General features: G+C 71.2%; 11 protein-coding genes and 1 riboswitch. Of the genes, 6 read left to right on the forward strand and 5 right to left on the reverse strand.

Annotation, left to right across the window (positions count from 1 at the left end; all coding sequences use genetic code 11):
• Positions 1 to 66: 66 nt before the first annotated feature.
• Positions 67 to 3072 carry an amidohydrolase family protein gene (locus V1227_RS01605; protein ID WP_329790606.1) on the forward strand — a complete coding sequence of 1002 codons (3006 nt, stop codon included), beginning with the start codon at positions 67 to 69 and terminating at the stop codon, positions 3070 to 3072.
• A 137-nt stretch (positions 3073 to 3209) separates the two neighbouring features.
• Positions 3210 to 4145: a phosphotransferase gene (locus tag V1227_RS01610; RefSeq protein WP_329790607.1), complete on the forward strand. Its 936-nt coding sequence runs from the start codon at positions 3210 to 3212 to the stop codon at positions 4143 to 4145.
• Here the strand turns inward: V1227_RS01610 and V1227_RS01615 are convergent.
• The 3 genes from V1227_RS01615 to metH form a co-directional block, all read right to left on the reverse strand.
• Positions 4136 to 6058, reverse strand: a complete 1923-nt coding sequence (locus V1227_RS01615; RefSeq protein ID WP_329790608.1) for a putative bifunctional diguanylate cyclase/phosphodiesterase — start codon at positions 6056 to 6058, stop codon at positions 4136 to 4138. The two genes, V1227_RS01610 and V1227_RS01615, sit on opposite strands and share 10 nt — an antisense overlap.
• The gene (locus V1227_RS01620) at positions 6055 to 7089 is read right to left on the reverse strand and encodes a sugar ABC transporter substrate-binding protein (RefSeq protein WP_329790609.1); all 1035 of its coding nucleotides are present in this window, start codon (positions 7087 to 7089) and stop codon (positions 6055 to 6057) included. Before V1227_RS01620 ends, V1227_RS01615 begins: the two co-directional genes overlap by 4 nt.
• A 124-nt stretch (positions 7090 to 7213) precedes the next feature.
• Positions 7214 to 10786, reverse strand: a complete 3573-nt coding sequence (metH, locus tag V1227_RS01625) for a methionine synthase (protein ID WP_329790610.1) — start codon at positions 10784 to 10786, stop codon at positions 7214 to 7216.
• Between the two features lie 13 nt (positions 10787 to 10799).
• A riboswitch (S-adenosyl-L-homocysteine riboswitch) is annotated at positions 10800 to 10881 on the reverse strand.
• Between the two features lie 64 nt (positions 10882 to 10945).
• On the opposite strand from metH, the gene V1227_RS01630 reads away from it, so the two are divergent.
• The 3 genes from V1227_RS01630 (at position 10946) to V1227_RS01640 (ending at position 14803) form a co-directional block, all read left to right on the forward strand.
• The gene (locus V1227_RS01630; protein ID WP_329790611.1) at positions 10946 to 11779 is read left to right on the forward strand and encodes a patatin-like phospholipase family protein; all 834 of its coding nucleotides are present in this window, start codon (positions 10946 to 10948) and stop codon (positions 11777 to 11779) included.
• 92 nt (positions 11780 to 11871) lie between these two features.
• Positions 11872 to 13509 carry a glycosyl hydrolase family 8 gene (locus tag V1227_RS01635; protein WP_329790612.1) on the forward strand — a complete coding sequence of 546 codons (1638 nt, stop codon included), beginning with the start codon at positions 11872 to 11874 and terminating at the stop codon, positions 13507 to 13509.
• A 409-nt stretch (positions 13510 to 13918) separates the two neighbouring features.
• Complete coding sequence (locus tag V1227_RS01640) at positions 13919 to 14803, forward strand: DUF5829 family protein (RefSeq protein WP_329790613.1); 885 nt, start codon at positions 13919 to 13921, stop codon at positions 14801 to 14803.
• A 49-nt stretch (positions 14804 to 14852) separates the two neighbouring features.
• On the opposite strand, the gene V1227_RS01645 is transcribed toward V1227_RS01640, so the two are convergent.
• Positions 14853 to 16277, reverse strand: coding sequence for an amidohydrolase family protein (locus V1227_RS01645; protein WP_329790614.1), 1425 nt, complete (start codon positions 16275 to 16277; stop codon positions 14853 to 14855).
• An 87-nt stretch (positions 16278 to 16364) separates the two neighbouring features.
• The gene (locus V1227_RS01650; protein ID WP_329790615.1) at positions 16365 to 17420 is read right to left on the reverse strand and encodes a sugar ABC transporter substrate-binding protein; all 1056 of its coding nucleotides are present in this window, start codon (positions 17418 to 17420) and stop codon (positions 16365 to 16367) included.
• A gap of 141 nt (positions 17421 to 17561) precedes the next feature.
• Between V1227_RS01650 and V1227_RS01655 the strand changes: the two genes are divergently transcribed.
• Positions 17562 to 19526, forward strand: coding sequence for a putative bifunctional diguanylate cyclase/phosphodiesterase (locus V1227_RS01655; protein ID WP_329790616.1), 1965 nt, complete (start codon positions 17562 to 17564; stop codon positions 19524 to 19526).
• Positions 19527 to 19550 lie beyond the last annotated feature (24 nt).

A 19550-nucleotide genomic window follows, 5' to 3' on the forward strand; every position in this document is an offset into this window, starting at 1 on the left:
CGATGGCGCGGTGGCGGTGCGGTGCCAGGGTGGATCTCCAGGGGATCGACACCGGGGAGTGCCGCCGTGGAACTGTCGCGTCGCGAACTGCTGACCCGCACCGGCCAGGCGGCCGCCGCCGCCACCGCCGCCTCCGCGCTCACGACCGGCGCCGCGCGGGCGGAACCGGGATCGCGGGTGAAGCTGACGCAGGGCACCAACATCTCGGTCGCGCGATCACGGGACGGCCGTTGGCTCGCCATCGACCTCGTCACCGCCATCTGGGTGCTGCCGGCCTCGGGCGGGAAGGCGCGCAAGCTCACCGACGAGCTGCAGGACGCCACGCTGCCCTCTTTCGGGCCCGGCAACCGGATCGCGTTCCAGTCCTACCGGGACGGCAACTACCACCTGTACGTCATCGGGTTCGACGGTCGCGGGCTGGAGCAGCTCACGTCCGGCCGGTACGACCACCGCGAGCCCGCCTTCTCGCCGGACGGCAAGCGCATCGCGTTCGTCAGCGACCGGGCCGGCAGCTACGGCGTGCACGTGCTCGACCTGGCCACGCACCGGATCACGCAGCTCACCGGTGTGCCGGACGAGGCCGCGGCACCGCAGTGGTCCGCCGACGGCACGCGGATCATCTTCACCGTCGGCAACGCGGCGGTCGACACCGTGACGCTGGACGGCAAGCGTGAACGGCTCGTCACTGCGCCCGCGGGCACGCAGTTGTTCGGCGCGGCGTTCGGGCCCGGCGGTCAGCCCAGCTACACGCGGATGCGGCCCGGTCAGGCAGACCTCGTGCTCGGCACGACCGCGGTCGTGAGCGGGCAGGACGTCTTCGGGTTCGCGCCGATCTGGGACGGTGACAGCGTTCTCTACACGGCGGACGGCGAGATCCGCAGCCTCACCCGCGGGGCCACGAAGAAAATCCCGTTCGAGGCGACGGTTCCGGTGCGGGAGCACCGCGGCCAGCACCGGGCCGGGAACCTCACCGGTGGCGCGGTGAAGGGCATCGCGAGCCCGGTCGTGTCGAGCGACGGGAAGATCGCCTTCCGGGCGTTGAACGCGCTGTACCTGCTCGGCGACGGCAAGGCCGTGAAGCTGACCGACGGCCGGTACTTCGACTCCGACCCGGACTTCTCGCCCGACGGCGGGAAGCTCGTCTACGCGAGCGACCGGACCGGGGTCGCGCAGCTCCGGGTCCGCGACCTGGCCTCGGGCGAGGACGAGCTGTTCGCGCCCGCACCGCACGCGCAGACCACGCCCCGCTTCTCGCCGGACGGGACGCAGGTCGCGTACCTCGACCAGGACGGCCAGGTGTGGATCACGGACCGGCAGGCGCGCAGGCAGGTCACGCCCGCGTTGTTCCAGCCGGGCCGGCCGACTTGGTCGAAGGACGGCGGCACGATCGCGTTGGCGGCGGTCAAGCCGTTCTCGCGGCGGTTCCGCGAGGGCACCAGCCAGGTCCTGAGCGTGGACCTCGCGAGCGGTGAGCTGACGTACACCGAGCCGATGCCCTTCCGCTCCATCGCGACCCGCGGCGACGACGGCCCCGTGTGGTCGCCGGACGGCAGGCACCTCGCGTTCGTCGTGGAGAGCGTCGCGTGGGTCGTGCCGGTCGACGCCAGGGGCACGTTCCAGGGCGAGCCGCGCAGGGTGACGAACGAGGTCACCGACTCGCTGGCGTGGCACGGCGACGATGCGCTGGTGTACCTGAACAACGGCCGGCTTAGGAAGTCCACATTGGACGGTAGGGTCACGATGATCCGCCACGGCCTGACGTGGCGCAGGCCGAAGTCCCCTGAGCGCAGGGTGATCCGCGTCGGCGCCTACTGGGACGGCGAGGCGCACCGGCTCCAGCGCGACGTCGACATCGTCGTGGCGAACGGCAAGGTCGAGGAGGTCCGGCCGCAGCGGGGACGGGCCGACGTCGACGCGTCGGGCCTGACCGCCATCCCGGGCCTGATCGACGCGCACAACCACTGGCACCTGCGCGGCCGCCAGTGGGGCGCGCGGCAGGGCAACGTCTGGCTCGCGTACGGCGTCACGACCGTCCGCTCGCCCGGCGACCCGGTCTACCAGATGGTCGAGACCAGGGAGGCGCTCGCCGCGGGAACCCTGACGGGGCCGCGGTTCTACGCGACCGGCGAGGCGGTCGACGGCTCCCGCGTCTACTACAACTTCATGCGGCCGACGCTCAGCAGGGCGCAGCTCGACCTCGAACTGCGCCGCGCCCACGAGCTCGGCTACGACCTGATCAAGACCTACGTCCGCCTGCCGGTGGAGCTGCAACGCGCCGCCGTCCAGCGGTCACGCGTGCCGCTCTCCAGCCACTACCTCTACCCGGCCGCGAACATCGGCATGCACGGCATGGAGCACGTCGGCGCCACCAACCGCCTCGGCTACTCCCACACGATCACCCGCCAGGGCAAGGCGTACCAGGACGTGGTGGCCCTGTTCACCCGCTCCGGCATGTCCATCACGCCCACGCTCTTCCAGTCGCGAGCCCTCTACGACACCGACAAGTCGCTCGTCACCGACGAACGCACCCGCGTGCTCTACCCGCCGTGGGAGTACGAGCGCTACGTCGCCGACGCCAACGGCCAGGGCACCCCGTCCGGCACGTCGTCGCGCGCGGTCCTGCGCGGCTGGGTCGAGCTGGCGCTCGAGGTCCACCGCGGCGGCGGATTCGTCATCACCGGCACCGACGCACCGCTCGACAGCCCCGCCACCGCGACGCACATGAACCTGCGCGCCCTCGTCGAATACGGCTTCACACCACGGGAAGCGCTCATCACCGCGACCCGCAACCCGGCGAGGTGGCTGGGCCTGCCGCTCGGCGCGATCAAGCCCGGCGCGCCCGCCGACATCGCTTTCGTCGAGGGTGATCCGCTGGCGGACATCAAGGCCGCGGCCGACGTGCGGCAGGTGATGGTGGGTGGGCGGCTCCACAGCGTGCCCGACCTGCTCGAGCCGTACCGGCGGACGGCGGCTCTCGCGATGTCGGCGGCGCTGGACCCGTTGCCTTCGGCGGAGAAGAAGCACTGGTGGCACGAGCCGGAGTGGGCCGAGCGGGTCTGCTGCGACCACTGAGCCGGCACGATGCCGAAGGGAGCGCCCCCGTCCCGTCCGAGATGACCCGTGGCCAGGCGCACGCCACGAAGCCGTCGCCGGTGCGGGCCGCCGTAAATGATCTGCGGCCGCCCGCGCCGTCGTGACACGATCGCGCCATGACAGCCTTCGCGACCCCCGAAGAGATCGCCCGCCGCACCGCCGCGGCCCGCGACGCCGCCGTGGCCGCGGGTCGCGAGCTCGGCCTGGAGATCACCGAGGGCAAGGTGCTCTACGAGCTGTTCTCCGTAGTCGTCCACCTCGCCCCGTCCCCCGTCGTGGCACGGGTCCCGACCGTCCTGCCGCACACCACGACGCCCGAGAGCCTCGCGCAGCGGCAGCAGCAGGAGCTCGACGTGGCGCAGTGGCTGCACGACCGGGGCACACCGGTGATCCCGCCGAGCCCGCTGGTCGAGCGCAAGCCCGTGCGGCGAGACGGGTTCTCCATCACGTTCTGGCCGTTCACCGACGAGGACAGGTCGTCCGAGCCCGACTACGTCAAGAACTCCGAGCTCAGCGCCGACCTGCACAAGGCGCTGCGGGACTACCCCGGCGAGCTGGAGTTCCTGTTGTCGGCGGAACCGCGGTTCGTCCGGGAAGGCCTGCGACGGCTCGAAGGCGGGGACCTCGTCACGCCGGCCGACCTGCTGCGGGCCAGGGCCGAGTGGGAGGTGCTGGAGCCCCTCGCCAGCGACGAGGCGGCGTTCCGGGCGAAGTTCCCGCAGGTGGACCTGCAGCCGATCCACGGCGACTCGCCGCCCGCGAACATCTTCGCGAGCACGGACGGGCCGCTGTTCTCCGACTTCGAGCTCATCACGTACGGGCCGGTCGAGTGGGACCTCGCCGGCCTCGGGCCGGAGTTGACCGCCGCCTACGACCGGGGCGCGCGGAAGAACGGGCTGCGCGAGCTAGACCCGGAGGTGCTCCGGTTCGTCAACGCCGTCGGCGCGATCCGGGTGCTCGCCTACCTGTCGTGCGCGGACCAGCTGCCCGCCATGGTCGAGTTCATGCGGCCGTTCATCGACCAGTGGCGGGACACCGACCCCTACGCGTGAGCCGCCTCCCGGTCACCGAGCCAGGACACGACCTCCTCGGCGGGCAGCGGCTCGCTGAGGAAGTACCCCTGCACCACGTCGCAGCCGGCCTCGGCCAGCGCGGTCCAGGTGTCCTGGTCCTCCACGCCCTCCGCGACGGCCTGCAGCCCGAAGTTGCGGGCGAGAGCCACCAGGGCGTGCACGATCGCCGAATCACCCGCGTCGGTGCACATGTGCGTCACGAACGACCGGTCGAGCTTCATCTCGTGCACCCGCATGCTGCGCAGGTACGAGATCGACGAGTAGCCGGTGCCGAAGTCGTCGATCGAGAGCCGCACGCCGAGCTCGGTCAGGCCGCGCAGCACCTCCACCGCGCGGTCCGGGTCGGAGATGATCGCCGACTCGGTGATCTCCAGGGTCAGCAGGCGCGCGGGCAGGCCGTGGCGCTTGATCAGGTCGGCCACGTCGCCGGGGAACTCGGTGTGGTGCAGGCAGGCGGCGCCCACGTTCACCGACACCGGCACCTCCCAGCCCGCGTCGGACCAGGCGCGGCACTGGCGCAGCGCCGCGTCGATCACGTAGCGGGTCAGCGGCTCGATGAGGCCGTTCTCCTCGGCGACCGGGATGAACTCGTCCGGGCGCACCAGGCCGCGCGTCGGGTGCTGCCAGCGGGCCAGGGCCTCGACACCGCACACCACGCCCGTGTTGGCGAGGGCCTTCGGCTGGTACTGCAGGAACAGCTCGCCGCGGTCGATGGCGTGCCGCAGCTCCGTCACGGCGGTCAGGTGGGCGGCGCCGCGTTCGTGCAGGCGTGCGTCGTACACGGCGACGCCGGACTTCTCGCGCTTGGCCGCGTACATCGCTATGTCCGCGTGCCGCAGCAGTTCGTGGCCGTCACCGGAGTCCGCCGGGCACAGCGCCACGCCGACGCTGCCCGCTATCTCGAGCTCCAGGCCCTCCAGCGTCACCGGCATGGCCAGCGCCTGCAGGATCTTCTCCGCCACCATGCCGGCGTTCTCGGCCGAGCCGACGCCCGGCAGCAGGACGGCGAACTCGTCGCCGCCCAGGCGCGCCACCAGGTCCGTGTCGCGCACCGCCCACGAGAGGCGGTTCGCCACCTGGCGCAGCAGCAGGTCGCCGATGTGGTGGCCGAGCGAGTCGTTGACCTCCTTGAACCTGTCCAGGTCCACGATCAGCAACGCCAGCGGCTCGTCCTTCTTGCGCGCCTTGTCGACGGCGGTCTCCATCCGGCGCGCGAGCAGCGTGCGGTTCGCGAGACCGGTCAGGGCGTCGTGGTGGGCCTCGTGCTCGTTCTTGGCGGCCTGGCGCAGGATCTTGCGGCGGTGCCCGAGCAGCACCATGCCGAACAGCGCCACCAGGAGCCCGTCGACCACGAACGCCACGACCTGCGCGATCCGCAGCCGCGCGTTCTTCTCGTCGGCCGCGCGCAGGTACTCGGTGGTGTCGAGGCGCTTCGCCCCGATCTGCGCGGAGATCTGGCGCCGCAGCGACGAGTGCGCGAGCCCTGCCTGGTCGACCTGCAGCGGGTCGTCCCCGGCGACGACCTTGCGCAGGATCTCCGTCGTCTGGTCGTAGAACGGCAGCAGCCGTGCGGCGACGCCGGCGTCGGACGGCATGCCGCTGGTGCGCAACCACTCCAGCTCGCCGCGCGCCGAACCCGCCGAGCTCTGCAACGGCTCGATCGTCTGCGGCGTCCGCTTGAGCCGCAGGTCGCGCAGCGCGTCGTCGGCGACGTTGACGTGTTCCAGCACGCGGGCCCACCGCTCGCTGGTCTCGTTGAGCTGCCGCACGTGCGCGGTCGTGGCCTGCGCGCTGACGCTGCTCCACAGCGCCAGCCCCGCGAGGGCCAGCAGCCCGACCGTCAGCCCCGCCGTCGCCACCCGTGCGGTGGCGCGGCCCTCCCCAAAGCTCACCGTGCCTGCTCCAACGGTCGCACCCAGCTCGCCGGATCCTCGACGAAGCTGTCGATCTGAGGCTGGAAGAACTCCCTGCGCGCCTTCTCGGACTCCTGCCTGTGCAGCACCGTGCCGAGGTTCGCGGTGGTCACCGTGAGCCCCGGGGTCTCGATCCAGCCCTGCGGCAGCACCTCTCCGCCTTTCGCGTGCCTGGCGAGCAACCAGCCTGCCACAGCGCCCTTGAGGTAGTGCTCGGGTGAGATCGTCGCCACCATGGCGCCGTCCCGCACCGCCTGCAACGTTCTCGGGTCGACCCCGAACCCGCCCACCAGCCACCTCGCCGACTTCTCGGTCTTCAGCGCGGCGAGGCTCACCCCGTCGCAGTCGCCCGTTCCCACGAACGCGAGCGCGTCCGGGTTCGCCGAGACCAGTCTTCGCCACGCGTCGCGGTTCGCTTCGTCGTCACGTTGCGTGTCGAACGGCCCCAGCACCACTACCCCCGGTAGCTTTTCGGCGAAACGGCCTCGGATCCCGTCGGCCCGGTCGTCGAAACCGGCGAGTCCGGGAGCGGTGTTGCCGACCACCACGGTGCCGGTCGCGTCCGCGGGCAATCGGCGCATCAGCTCGTCAGCCAGCTTTTCGCCGAGTTCGTAGTTGTCGTTACCGATGTGCAGCCTGACCCCGGAGCTCGCGGTGAGGCGCATGTCCACGCCGATGACGGACACGTGCTGGGCCAGCGCCTCACCGATCGACGGCGCCATCAGCGCCGGTTCGGACGTGGCGACGGCGATTCCGCCTTTCGCCGCCATCGTCAAATCGCGGAACAACTCGACTTCCTTGTGCCCGTCCTGCCCGGGAGGACCCGTCACGGTCGCGCTCACCCCGCCGACCCGCCCGACACCCTCGTGGAAACCGCTGGTCATCTCCTGGGCGAACGAACCACCTGTGCGCTTGACGACGAAACCGACGTGCGGCAGCGCCTCGGAGCGGGCGGCGCCACCGCAGCCCGCCAGCAGCACCAGGCCCAGCACCAGTGCCGCAGCTCGCATGGATGACCTCGGGCTCGCTCGACCTTCAGGTGACTGATCTCCGGAGCGGCCGATGCTACATCGCTTGGTGCCAAATCGGGACAACGCCTCCCATGCCGGGAAGCGCTTTCACGTTCCGCGGGTGTCAGGCGGGTTCATATCCCAGGTTGGGGCGCAGCCACTGCTCGACTTCCGCGAGAGGCTTGCCGTATCGGCGTGCGTAATCCTCGACCTGGTCGCGGCCAAGGCGTCCCACGGTGAAGTACTTCGACTCCGGGTGCTGGAAGATCAGCCCGCTCACGCTCGCCGCCGGCGTCATCGCAAACGATTCAGTCAGACCCACCCCGATTTCCTCGGCACCGAGGAGGTCGAACAGTTCGCGCTTCACCGCGTGGTCCGGGCAGGCCGGGTAACCGAGAGCGGGGCGGATGCCGCGGAACTTCTCGGCGTGCAGGTCGGCGAGCCGCGGCTGCGCGTCCGGCTCGAACCAGTCGCGGCGGGCCCGCAGGTGGATCCACTCGGCGAACGCCTCGGCCAGCCGGTCTGCCAGCGCCTTCACCATGATGGCGCGGTAGTCGTCCTGCTCGGCCTCGTAGTGCGCGGCCAGCTTCTCGGCGCCGAGGATCGTCACCGCGAAACCGCCGATGTGGTCGCCTTCCGGTGCCACGTAGTCCGCGAGGCACCGGTTCGGGCGCGAGAGCGGCTTTTTCGTCTGCTGGCGCAGCATCGGAATGAGCACGCCGTTGTCGAGGCGGATGTCGTCACCGTCGGAATGCGCGGGCCAGTAGCCGTAGACGCCCTTTGCGGTGAACAGGTCTTTCTCGACGATTTCGTCGAGCAACGCCGTCGCGTCGTCGTACAGTTCGCGCGCCACGGGCTGTTCGAGGATCGCGGGGAACTTGCCTTTGAGTTCCCACGCGAGGAACAGGAACGTCCAGTCGATGAACTCGCGCAGTTCCGCGAGCGACGGCGTGATCGTGCGGGTTCCGGTGAACGCGGGAGTGGGCAGTTCGGAGAAATCGACCTTTTCCCGATTCGCGCGCGCGGCCTCGAGTTCGAGCAGCGCGACCTTCCTGCGGTTCTCGTGCTGTTCGCGCAGCCGTGCCTGTTCGGCGCGGTTCGCGAGGTTGAGCTCGTGGGCGCGGCGGTCGTCGAGCAGGTCGGAGACGACGCCGACGACCCGCGAGGCGTCGAGGACGTGCACGACCGGCTCGTCGTAGACGGGGGCGATCTTCACGGCCGTGTGCTGGCGGGACGTGGTGGCGCCGCCGATCAGCAGCGGCAGCTTCATGCCGCGCCGCTGCATCTCCTCGGCGACCGAGACCATCTCGTCCAGCGACGGCGTGATCAGCCCGGACAGGCCGATGACGTCGGCGTGCTCCCTGATCGCCGTGTCGAGGATCTTCGCGGCGGGGACCATCACGCCGAGGTCGACCACCTCGTAGTTGTTGCAGCCCAGCACGACGCCGACGATGTTCTTGCCGATGTCGTGGACGTCGCCCTTGACCGTGGCGAGCACGACCTTGCCGTTGCCGCCGGCCGTCGCCTTCGGCTCGGCGTCCATGAACGGCTCCAGGTACGCGACCGCGCGCTTCATCACGCGGGCGCTCTTCACGACCTGGGGCAGGAACATCTTGCCCGCGCCGAACAGGTCGCCGACGACCTTCATGCCGTCCATCAGCGGGCCCTCGATGACGTCGAGTGGCCGGGGGAGCTGCTGACGCGCCTCCTCGGTGTCGGACTCGATGAAGTCGACGACACCGTGCAGGATCGCGTGCTCGAGCCGCTTCGCGACCGGGGCCTCGCGCCACGACAGGTCGACGACGCGCTTCTGGCCGGGGCCCTTGACGGTCTCGGCGTGCGCGACGAGGCGGTCCGTCGCGTCCTCGCGCCGGTTGAAGATGACGTCCTCGACCAGCTCCAGCAGCTCCGGCTGGATGTCCTGGTAGACGACGAGCTGGCCCGCGTTGACGATGCCCATGTCCAGGCCGGCCTTGACGGCGTGGAAGAGGAACGCCGAGTGCATGGCCTCGCGGACGACGTCGTTGCCGCGGAACGAGAACGACAGGTTCGAGATGCCGCCGCTGGTGCGCGCGCCCGGACAGCGCTGCTTGATCAGCGGCAACGCGTCGATGAACGCCTTGGCGTAGCCGTTGTGCTCCTCGATGCCGGTCGCCACCGCGAGCACGTTCGGGTCGAAGATGATGTCCTCGGCGGGGAACCCCGCCTGCTGGGTGAGCAGGTCGTACGCGCGGGCGCAGATCTCGACCTTGCGCTCGGTCGTGTCCGCCTGGCCCTGTTCGTCGAACGCCATCACGACGACACCGGCGCCGTAGTCGCGGATCGTGCGGGCCTGCCGCAGGAACGGCTCCTCGCCCTCCTTGAGGCTGATCGAGTTGACCACGCCCTTGCCCTGCACGCAGCGCAGGCCGGCCTCCAGCACGCCCCAGCGCGAGCTGTCGACCATCACCGGGATGCGGGCGATCTCCGGCTCGGTCGCGATCAGGTTCAGGAACGTCGTCATCGCCTGCTCGCCGTCGAGCAGGTCGGCGTCCATGTTGACGTCCAGCAGGTTCGCGCCACCGCGCACCTGCTCCAGCGCCACGGCGAGCGCCGCCTGGTGGTCGTCGGCCTCGATGAGCCTGCGGAACTTGGCCGAGCCGGTGACGTTGGTGCGCTCGCCGATCATGACGAACCCGGTGTCGGGGCCGATCTCGAACGTCTCCAGGCCGCTGAACCGGGTGGAGCGGCGGGAGGCCGCGACCTCGCGCGGTGCCCTCCCGCGCACGGCGTCGGCGATGGCCCTGATGTGCGCGGGGGAGGTGCCGCAGCAGCCGCCGACGACGTTGACGATGCCGTTGCCCGCGAAGTCCTCCAGCAGCGCGGCCGTCTCGTCCGGGGTCTGGTCGTAGCCGCCGAACGCGTTGGGCAGGCCCGCGTTCGGGTGGCAGGCGACGTAGGTGTCCGCGAGCCGCGCCAGTTCCGTGACGTGCGGGCGCATCTCCTCGGCGCCCAGCGAGCAGTTCACGCCGACGACGAGCGGCTCGGCGTGCGCGATCGAGTCCCAGAACGCCTCGACGGTCTGGCCGGAGAGGGTGCGGCCGGACAGGTCGACGATCGTCACCGAGATCCACAGCGGCAGGTCGGGCGCGACCTCGCGGGCCGCGGCGATGGCGGCCTTGCAGTTCAGGGTGTCGAAGATCGTCTCGATCAGCAGCAGGTCCACGCCGCCCTCGTGCAGCGCCGAGATCTGCTCCGCGTAGGAGGCCTTCACCTGGTCGAACGTCACCGCGCGGAACGCCGGGTCCTCGACCTTGGGCGACAGCGACAGCGTGACGTTGAGCGGCCCGACCGACCCGGCGACGAACCGGCCGCCGAACTCGTCCGCGGCCTGGCGGGCGAGCCGCGCGCCGGCGATGTTCATGTCGCGGACGCGGTGCTCCAGCCCGTAGTCGGCCTGGCCGATCGAGGTGGCGGTGAACGTGTTGGTGGTCGTGATGTCCGCGCCCGCCGCGAGGTACTGCCGGTGCACGTCGAGCACCAGGTCCGGCCGGGTGAGGTTCAGCAGGTCCGGGTCGCCCGCGACGTCGAGGTGGTGGTCGCCGAACTCGGTGCCGTAGTAGTCGGCCGGGGACAGTCCCGCCTGCTGGAACATCGTGCCCCAGGCGCCGTCGAGCACGGCGATCCGCTGGTTCAGCAGGGACTTCAAACCGGCCACGCGCGCTCCCGAAAAGTCGGAAGCGCCCTTGTTCCGTGGTGGTGCAAAGCCGAGCGTGGCAGGCCCGCGGGCCCGTTGCAGCGCTTCTCGGCTTCGCCGCCAAGGCTACCAACACCGACCATGGACCAGGAACCCGTCCCACTCCATAGGATGGCGGGCGTGACCGGACAACGCGCATTGGTGCTGGGTGGCGGTGGTGTCACCGGAATCGCCTGGGAGACAGGGCTTCTGCACGGACTCGCCGAACAGGGCGTCGACCTCGCGGAGGCCGACCTGTTCGTGGGCACGTCGGCGGGGTCGGTGGTGGCCACCGAGCTGGCGGGCGGCTCCGCGCTCGCCGACCTCTACGCGGGCCAGCTGCTGCCGCCGGACGGGGAGGTCCCGGCCCGGCTGACCCCGTGGATGCTGGCGAGGTACGCGCTCTCCTACGTGATGCCCGGCAAACCCGCGGCGAAGCGCGCCCGGCTCGGCCGCGCCGCGCTGAAGGCCCGCACGCCGTCCGAGGAGTCGCGGCTCGCGGTGTTCGACAGCCGGCTGTCCACCAGGGACTGGCCGGACCGCGCGCTCAAGGTGACCGCCGTGGACGCCACGACCGGGAAGTTCGTCGCGTTCGACCGGGACAGCGGGGTGCCGCTCGTGAAGGCGGTGGCGTCGAGCTGCGCGGTGCCGCTGGTGTGGCCGCCGGTCACCATCGGCGGCAGCCGGTACATGGACGGCGGCATGCGGTCGGTCGCGAACGTCGACCTGGCGGCGGGCTACGAGCGCGTGGTGGTCGTGGCGCCGTTGACGCGCGCGGCCAGTGCCGCCGCGACGCCGCAGGCGCAGGCCGCGAAGCTCGGGGTGCCGTCGATCGTGGTCAGTCCCGACGAGCGGGCGCTGGCCGCCATCGGCACGAACCTGCTGGACCCGGCCCGGCGCAAGCCCGCGGCCGAGGCGGGCCGGGCACAGGCCGCCTCGATCGCCGACGCCGTCCGGGAGGTCTGGGACAGGTAACCGGACAAGTGGGGCGCACCTCTTGTCCGGAGGTGGCGAACCGGCCTACTGTCGCGCCGACCGCGATCAGGCAGGTTTGTTAACCAATAGGCATGAGGTGGTTCGTGGCCAGGAAATGGCTGTTGGGGACGCTCGTGCTCGGGCTCCTCGCGACAGGGACGACCAGCGCGACGGCGGCGGATCCGCTGGTCTCCCGCGGCAAGGCGGTGACGGCCTCCTCGGTCGAGGCCGCCGGGCTCGAGGCGGACAAGGCGGTCGACGGCAGCACGTCGACCCGCTGGGCCTCGGTGGAGGGACGCGATCCCGAGTGGATCCGGGTCGACCTGGGCTCGGCGCACTCGGTGAGCCGGGTGCGCCTGCACTGGGAGACCGCGCACGCCAGGGCGTACCAGGTGCAGACGTCGGCGGACGGTGTCGTGTGGACGGACGTCTACTCGACCGGCAGCGGTGACGGCGGAGTCGACGACCTGACCGTCTCCGGCACCGGCCGGTACGTGCGGGTGCACGGCACGGCCCGTGCCACGGAGTGGGGCTACTCGCTCTGGGAGTTCGAGGTCTACGGCACCCCGCCGCCCACCGGGGTCGCGGTGCCGTTCGGCAGCAGGCAGCAGCCGTACGCGGCAGGGATCCTCCGCCCGTCCGGCAGCACGGCCACCCTGGACGCGCAGGTGGTCGACCACTACCGGCGCTGGAAGTCCGCGTTCGTGCGGCAGAACTGCGGCAACGGCTGGTACCAGGTGATCTCGCCCGACGCGGACCACCCGTACGTCGCCGAGGCGCAGGGCTACGGCATGGTCGTCGTCGCCACGATGGCGGGCGCGGACCCGGACGCCCGCACGATCTTCGACGGCCTGGTGAAGTGGAAGATCGACCACCCGTCGTCGATCAACCCGGACCTGCTCGCAGCCGAGCAGGACGTGAACTGCCGCAGCGTCAACGGCGGTGACGCCGCCACGGACGGCGATCTCGACGTGGCCTACGGGTTGCTGCTCGCCGACCGGCAGTGGGGCAGTTCCGGTGCTCATGACTACAAGCGGCTGGCGATCCGGCACATCAACGCGATCAAGGCCAGCGAGGTCAACCCGTCGACGAACCTGCTCAAGCTCGGCGACTGGGCGAGCGCGGGCAGCCAGTACCACTACCTCTCGCGGTCGTCGGACTGGATGGCCGACCACTTCCGGGCGTTCCGCAAGGCCACCGGTGACCCGGCGTGGGACACGATCCGCACCGCGCACCAGAACCTGGTCGCGCGGCTCCAGCGGGACTACGCGCCGAACACCGGGCTGCTGCCGGACTTCGTGGAGAACACGAACTCCACGCCGCGCCCTCCTGCCGGGCAGGTGCTCGAGAGCGCCAACGACGGCAGGTACTACTGGAACGCGTGCCGCGTGCCGTGGCGGATCGGCGCGGACGCGGTGACCAGCGGCGACCCGGCGTCGCTGGCGGCGGCCCGCAAGCTCAACACCTGGGTGAGGACGAAGACCGGCGGCGACCCGAACGGCATCGCCACGGGCTACCACCTCGACGGCACGCAGCTCTCCGGCGGCAGCGCGGCGGCGTTCTTCGCACCGTTCGCCGTCGTGGCCGCGACCGACCCGGGCAGCCAGGCGTGGCTGGACGCGTTGTGGGGCAAGATGCTCCAGACGCCGATCGACTCCAGCAGCTACTTCTCGGCGAGCATCCAGCTCCAGGTGATGATCACGGTGACCGGCAACCACTGGGTGCCCTGATCCGTTCCGCACCGTCCCGGCAGGCCGTCCCGGCCGCCGGGGCGGTGTTGGTGGGGTGGCGTGGCTTTCCGCGTGGTCGGGTGTGTTGGGCGGCTTGCTGTTGCGTCGGTGGGGTCACCACACCCGGGAGTGTCTTGGAAAGACTGCTCGGCTCCGCCTTCGCTCGGGCTCGCCTTCGACATCGCGTCGCCTCGCCTGGGTCAGGTCGTGGTGGTCGCCGATCTCCCGCAGGAGCTCGGCGGTGACCGCCGCCGGGGTGAGCCTGCGGATCGTGTCGGTCAGCAGGTCCCGGCCTGCCGTCGCTGCCTGCGGCAACGGGGCCAGGACCGTCCACCGGGCGGTGTCGGTACGAGTTCCCCTCCACCTGACTTGAGTCTGGCTTGAGCGGGTGCGTCCTACGATCGAATCCATGGGGATCCGACGGGTGGTGTGCATGATCTTGACCGGTCTGCTGGTCGTGTCCGGCGCGGGTCCCGTGTGGGCCGCGGAGCGGCAGTTGCTGTTCTACAACCACGTCTGGGGCACTTTCGACCGCGCCACCGCGGACGCCGTGGAGCGGTCGGCGTACCTCAGGGACTTCGCCGACTTCGAGGTGCGCACCACCACGGGAGCCGACGGCAAGGTGTGGACGGGGCGCTACCTCCGCGGCCGGGAGACGTACCTCGAGGTCTTCGGGCGCGGCGACGTTCCCGGGCAGGACGGTGAGCCCGGGGCCGCGGGGCTGGGGCTCTCGACCGAGCGGGACGGCGACGTCGAGGCGCTCAAGGTCCGGTTGCGCGGGGCCGGGGCCGAGCCGATCGACTTCACGCAGACCCGCGACTTCGGGGACGGCAAGCCCGTGCCGTGGTTCGACTCCGTGTACCTCGTCCACAAGTACCAGCGGTTCGGGGCGTGGGCGATGGAGTACCGGCAGGAGTACCTCGACGACCCGCGCAGCGAGGTCGAGCCCGCTCGGTTCCCCGGTGACGTGACCCGCGAGCGGTACCTGCCGGACGTGTACCGGGACAAGCTGATGCGGGACGTCACGTTCATCCGCCTCGCCGTCACCGAGCGGGACCTGGCCGACACCGTGCCGCTGCTGCGCGCGGGCGGGTTCGCACTCCGGGTCGGGCCCGAGTCCGTCGTCGCCACGCGCGGGGGGACGACGATGCGGTTCGACGAGGCGCCGCCCGGGAGGACGGGGCTCAAGCGGGTCGACTTCGAGCTGAACCGCGCGGTGGCGCGGCACGTCGAGCAGCTGGGCACGTCCACGCTGGTCGTCGGCCCGGGCACGCGCGCGGTCTGGACGTTCTGACACGCCCGTCCGGAGCTCGGCTCCCACGGCGCCGGACACCGCGAGCGGGTCAGCTCGGCGGCGTGAGGATGCCGCCGGCGGACGTGCGGATGCGCAGCGAGGAAGTGCGCGCGTCCCGCACGATCCGGTCGACGTCGTAGGCCACCAGCCGCCCGCCGCGCTTGACGATCCGGCCGTCCGAGAAGACGGTGTCGACGTTGGCGGGGTTCGCCGCCTGCACCAGTGTCGTCTCGACCAGCCCGCCCGGAGCGAGGTTGACGTCGTTCGTGCGCACGAGGACGACGTCCGCCCGCTTGCCGGCGGTGATCGACCCGGTGACGTCGCCGAGGCCGAGCGCGCGGGCGCCGTTCAGCGTCGCCATCCGCAGGACCTCCCGGAAGCCGACCTCCGGTAAAACCGCGGACGGCGTGCCCTGCCAAGGGATCCCGGTGTTCCAGACGAGCCGCATCGCCTCGAACATGTCCGACGGCGCGATGGACGTGGCGTCCGAGGACAGCGACACCGTCACCCCGGCCCTGCGGAACCGCAGCAGCGCGTCACGCGGGTCGCCCGCCGTGCCGAGCCGGAACTCCGAGTGCGGGGACCAGCTCAGCGGCGTGCCGGTGCGGGCCATGACCTCCATGTCGTCGTCCAGCGCCGTCACGTAGTGCGTCAGCAACGTCCGCGGGCCCAGCCAGCCGCGTCGCTCGTAGTCCGCGGCGTCCACGATCCGCGGCGGCGCCTGTCCGGCGTGGATCGCGATCGGAAGGCCGCGCCGCACCGCGGCGTCCATGTCCGCGAAGAACGCCGGCTCCGCGCTCTGGGAGAGCCCGCGGACCGCGACGCCCAGGTGCACCAGCCCGTCGAACGCGCTGCCCGCGGAGAAGTACTGCTGCCGCACGCGGTCCACGTCCGTGAAGTCCATCGGCACGTCACGCGGCATCTGGTCCACGTGTCCATACGAGAACCGTGCGCGCAGCAGACCGTCTCGGTGCGCCCGCAACTCTGCGTCGGCGTGCGCGGGGGAGCGTGTGTTGTTGGACCAGTTGTGCACGGTCGTCACACCCGCGTTCGCCAGTTCGGCCAGTCCGAGCAGGACGCTGCGGTGGACGTCTTCGGCGTCGTACAACGTGGACGTCGCCCGCTTCGCCGCGAAGTAGGGGAACCCGTCGGCCACGAAGTTGCGGCCGAGCGCGCTCCACATGTGGAAGTGGGTGTTGACGAAGCCGGGCAGGACGATCATGTCGGTGGCGTCCACGACCTTCGCGTCACGGGCGTCCAGGTCGCGGCCGACTCCGGCGATCACGCCGTCGTCGATCAGGACGTCCGCGCGCGGGAGCACTCCCAGCGCGGGGTCGACGGTGACGACGGCGCCACCGCGGACGAGGTAGCGGCGGCGCTGCGGGTCCTCGCCCTCCGCGCTCGCGACGCCGGTCGTGGCGGTCGCGGCCAGTGCCACGCCGAGTGTCTTGGTGAGGGTCCGGCGGTTGATCATGCGGCCTCCAAAGGCAGGGATCGCCGCCATGCTCGCCGACGCCTCCGCCGCCTGTCACCGCGTGGACGTGCCGCTGCGCCGGCTGGCTCAGCGAGCCTGGTCCAGTGGGCGGAGGTGCTCGAGCGGGTTCGCGGTCAGCTCGTCGATCCGCGGCCGCGCCGCCTCCATCCGGGTCGCCTCGCTGGACTGGCGGCGGATGATCTCGTCCACGTTGGACGCCCGCACCAGCAGACCCGGCGCGACGAACCAGCCCTCCGGCAGCTTGCGACCGCTCTTGGCGTGCTGGGCGAGCATCCAGCCGGACACCGCGCCCTTGAGGAAGTGCTCGGCGGAGATCGTCGCGAACAGGTGACCGTCCTTGACGCCCTGCAACGCCTTCGCGTCGATGCTGAACGCCGCGGCCAGCCACTTCGCGTTCTTCTCCGCGTGCACGGCCGCGAGGTTGATCGCGTCCACGTCCCCCGCGCCCAGCAGCACGAGGGCGTCGGGGTTCGCGTCGGCCAGCCGCCGCCACGTGGCGAGGTTCGTCGTCAGGTCGCGCCCGGTGTCGAGCGGGCCGAGCACCTGCAGCTTCGGCAACCGTTCGGCCAGCCGGGACCTCATCCCGAGCGCCCGCTGGTCGAGCGCGGGCATGCCGGGGGAGTTGCTGCCGATCACGACCTTGCCGGCGGCGTCGGGCGGCAGCCGGTCGGCCGTGGCGTCCGCGAGCATCGCGCCGAGCTCGAAGCTGTCGTTCTCGATCATGAGCTTGACCCTGCTGCCGGGCGCGACCTGCCCGCCCGCGACCGCCATCACCGGAATGCCCTGCTCCACGACCTGCGCCACCGGCTCGGCGACCAGCTCCGGCGCCACCGCGGACACGCCGATGCCGCCCTTGGCGCGCGCGGCCAGGCCCTCGAGGAGCTCGACCTGCTTGAGGCCGTCGTGCGTGTCCGGCCCGGTGATCTCGGCGTTGACGCCGCCCGCGATCCGCACGCCCGCCCGGAAGCCCTCGCTAATCTCCCGGGAGAAGTCGCGGCTGTTGTTCTGCGCCAGGAACCCGATTGTGGGCGGGTCATCGGACGTCTGTGCGGGACCGCATCCGCCCACCCCCGTCACCGCGAGCAAAACCGCAGGCAGGACGACGTGGGCGACACGGGTCATCGAGAAGGCCCCATCAGTTGGTCCCGGAAAGCCGTTGAGGTTAGTGCACGGCCGACGGCTGTGTCGGCTTGCGTGCACTCCTTTGGCTGCGTACCAATAGCACCTTCGTCGGAAAGCGATGTCCGAGTGAGGCGCCGATAGATGCTGTCCAACTGGGTCGAGTCCCGCACCACCGTGCAGACGACCGTCATCAGCCTGACGATCGGTCTCGCCGCGCTGGCGGGTCTCGCGCTGTGGACGAGCCTGAGCATGCAGCGCGCCGCCAGACACCTGCACGAGCTCAACGAGATCAGCGACCGGTGGGGTCTGGTGGTGCAGAACGTCGACGTCGCCGACCACGCCCTCGTCGACTACCTGCGCTCCGGCACACCCGTGATGCGCCAGCCCGTGGCGAACGCCGCCGGCGCCGCGGAGGAGAGCCTGCGGTGGCTCGAGGACCACGGCGGCACGGCCGACGTGCGGGCCGCGGCGATCGTCGGCGACCTCTACGGCGACTACTCGGCCCTGCTGCGCGAGACGGTCGCCGCGGGCGACCGCGGGGACACGACCACCGCGTTCCAGAAGGCCGACCAGGCCGAGCTCACGCTCGTGTCGTTGCGCAAGCAGCTCTCCGCGGTCGTGCAGCTCAAGCGCCTGGAGACCACCGACTACCTGCGGTCCGCGGAAGGCCAGAACGGGCGGCTGCGGTTCGCCGCGGTCATCGCGTTCATCGTCGACCTGGGCCTGGTGGGGTTGTGCGGGGTGGTGTTGCTCGGGCACCGGCGGCAGATCCTGCGGCAAGCGGCCAGGAGCGAGCACGAGGCGATGCACGACGCGCTGACCGGCCTCGCGAACCGCACGCTGCTCGTGCAGCGCGCCCAGCAGGCCATCGGGCGCTCCGACCGGACGGGCGACCCGCTCGGCCTGTTCCTCATCGACCTGAACCGCTTCAAGCCGATCAACGACACCCTCGGCCACGCGTTCGGCGACCGGCTGCTCCAGCACGTCGCGAACCGCCTGACCGCGGCCGTCCGGGACGTCGACACGGTGGCGCGCCTGGGCGGCGACGAGTTCGCGGTGCTGCTGCCGATGGTGAGCTCACCGGTGAACGCCCTGGTGGTCGCCGAACGCGTGCACCGGGCGCTGGAGGACGCCTTCGACCTGGACGGGCTGTCGGTCGACGTCGGCTGCAGCATCGGCGTCGCGATGTACCCGGCCGACTCGGCGGACGTCCACGAGCTGCTCAAGCACGCCGACATCGCCATGTACGCGGCCAAGCGCGCCCGGCTCGGCACGTCGGTCTACGAACCGGGCCTCGACGTGCACGGCACCGCCCAGCTCACCGTGATCAGCGACCTGCGCCGCGCCATCGACCAGGCCGAGCTCGTCCTGCACTACCAGCCCAAGGCCGACGCGCGCACCGGCGCTGTCTGCGGCGCCGAGGTCCTGTGCCGCTGGCAGCACCCGCGCTTCGGCCTGCTCGGCCCCGACCGGTTCATCCCCGCCGCCGAGGAGACCGGCCTGATCGAGCCGCTCACCCGGTACGTGCTCGACCACGCGCTCGCGCAGTGCCACGCCTGGCACCTCACCGGCTGGGACGTGCCCGTCTCGGTCAACGTCGGGGCCCAGTGCCTGCACGACACGACGTTCCCCGACCAGGTCGCGGGCCTGCTCGCCCGCCACGGCCGCCCCGCCTCCGCGCTGACCCTGGAGATCACCGAAAGCGCGATCATCGCCGACCCGATCCGCGCGAGCGACGTGCTGACGAAGCTGCGGGAGCTGGGCGTGCGGCTGTCGATCGACGACTTCGGCACCGGCTACTCGTCCATCGCCTACCTGCGCACGATGCCCGTGCACGAGATGAAGATCGACCGGTCGTTCACCACGAACATGCGCACGGACCCGTCCAGCGGCGCGATCACCCGCTCGTTGCTCGGGCTCGCGCAGAACCTCGAGCTGGAGGTCGTGGCCGAGGGCGTCGAGGACGAGGAGACGTGGAGCGCCCTCGCCGCCCTGGGCTGCGACATCGTGCAGGGGTACTGCCTGAGCAGGCCGCTGCCGCCCGACGATTTCGCCGCGTGGCTGCGGGACCGCGTGCTCGACGAGCTGACGGCCCCGACCTCCTAGGCCGCGGCTGCCGCGGACGAGACC

The organism is Lentzea sp. DG1S-22 (assembly GCF_036321065.1).
Taxonomy (GTDB): Bacteria; Actinomycetota; Actinomycetes; order Mycobacteriales; family Pseudonocardiaceae; genus Lentzea; species Lentzea jiangxiensis.